The organism is Rhodococcus sp. NPDC054953 (assembly GCF_053609225.1).
Genome location: NZ_JBSGXD010000085.1, coordinates 1 through 1,103, shown reverse-complemented (window position 1 = coordinate 1,103; position 1,103 = coordinate 1). Strand labels below are relative to the sequence as shown.

Below are 1,103 nucleotides of genomic sequence, written 5' to 3'. Positions count from 1 at the left end.
GTATCTGCTGGCGCTGCCGTCCGTGGTCTGCGCCTATCTGGTCGGCGGCGCGCTGCTGGGCGACGGGTACGCGCAGGGCGACCCGATGCCGGCCCTGCTGGGGGTGGCGGGTGCCTTCTCGGTCGCCGGGCTGCTCGGTCTCGCGGTGGGCACCCTGGTACGGCACTCGGCGGGCGCGGTGACCACCGTGCTCGGGGTACTGCTGCTGCCCTCGCTGTTCGGCCCGCTGTTCGGCGACGCGCAGCGTTGGGTGGCGGGCATATCGCCCACGGCGGCGCTGGAGAAGCTGACACAGACCTCCGACGCCACGGCGGAGGCGGTGGGGTCCCTGGCGGCCTGGCCGTCCCTGGCCCTGGTCGGCGGATACACCGTGCTGCTCCTGCTGGCGGCCGATACCGCTCTGGGCCGCAGGGACGCCTGAGGGCGCGCTGCCGGGCTCCACCCGGTGCGCGTGCCCGGCACGGTGCCTCGCCCGGTCGCCGGGCCGGACCGAGTGGCCTCTCCGTCGGGCGCTCCGGCCCGCCGGGTCATTCCCGCTCCTCGCGGTCCTCCTCGATCTCTTCCTGGAGGCGCTCACAGATGCGGGTCAGCAGCCGGGATACATGCATCTGGGAAATGCCCATACGGTCGGCAATCTTGCTCTGTGTCAACTCGTCAAAGAAACGGAGATACAGAATGTGCTGGTCCCGCTCGGGAAGGCAGCGGAGTTTCGGTTTGACCGCTTCCCGGAAGACCACCTGGTCATATCCGGGATCCGGGACCCCGAGCGTGTCCTTGAGGGAGTATCCGTCATCCGTGCCCGGGAGTTCCGCGTCGAGGGACAGCGGACTGTAACTCTCCAGCGCCTCAAGGCCGGTCATGACCTCCTCGGGGCTCAGTCCGCTGAACTCGGCGAGTTCTGCCACGGTGGGCCGCCGGTCATCGGGGCGGCATTCCAGCTGGCGGCTGGCGGCCCGCACCTGATTGCGGAGTTCCTGGGTGCGGCGCGGCACGTGCACGCCCCACAGGTGGTCGCGGAAGTGGCGTTTCACCTCGCCGACGATCGTGGGCACCGCGAAGCTCTCGAAGGCGCTGCCGCGCCCCGGATCATAGCGGTGCACGGC

General features: G+C 70.4%; 1 protein-coding gene and 1 pseudogene. One reads left to right on the top strand and one right to left on the bottom strand.

Annotated elements, in window-relative coordinates; all coding sequences use genetic code 11:
- Positions 1-421 (top strand): annotated as a pseudogene (locus ACWF62_RS20650) (hypothetical protein); the annotation flags it as partial.
- Positions 422-527: 106 nt separating this feature from the next.
- On the opposite strand, the gene ACWF62_RS20645 reads toward ACWF62_RS20650, so the two are convergent.
- Positions 528-1,103 (bottom strand): sigma-70 family RNA polymerase sigma factor (locus ACWF62_RS20645; RefSeq protein WP_452631300.1); only part of this gene is annotated, 576 nt, incomplete at its 5' end.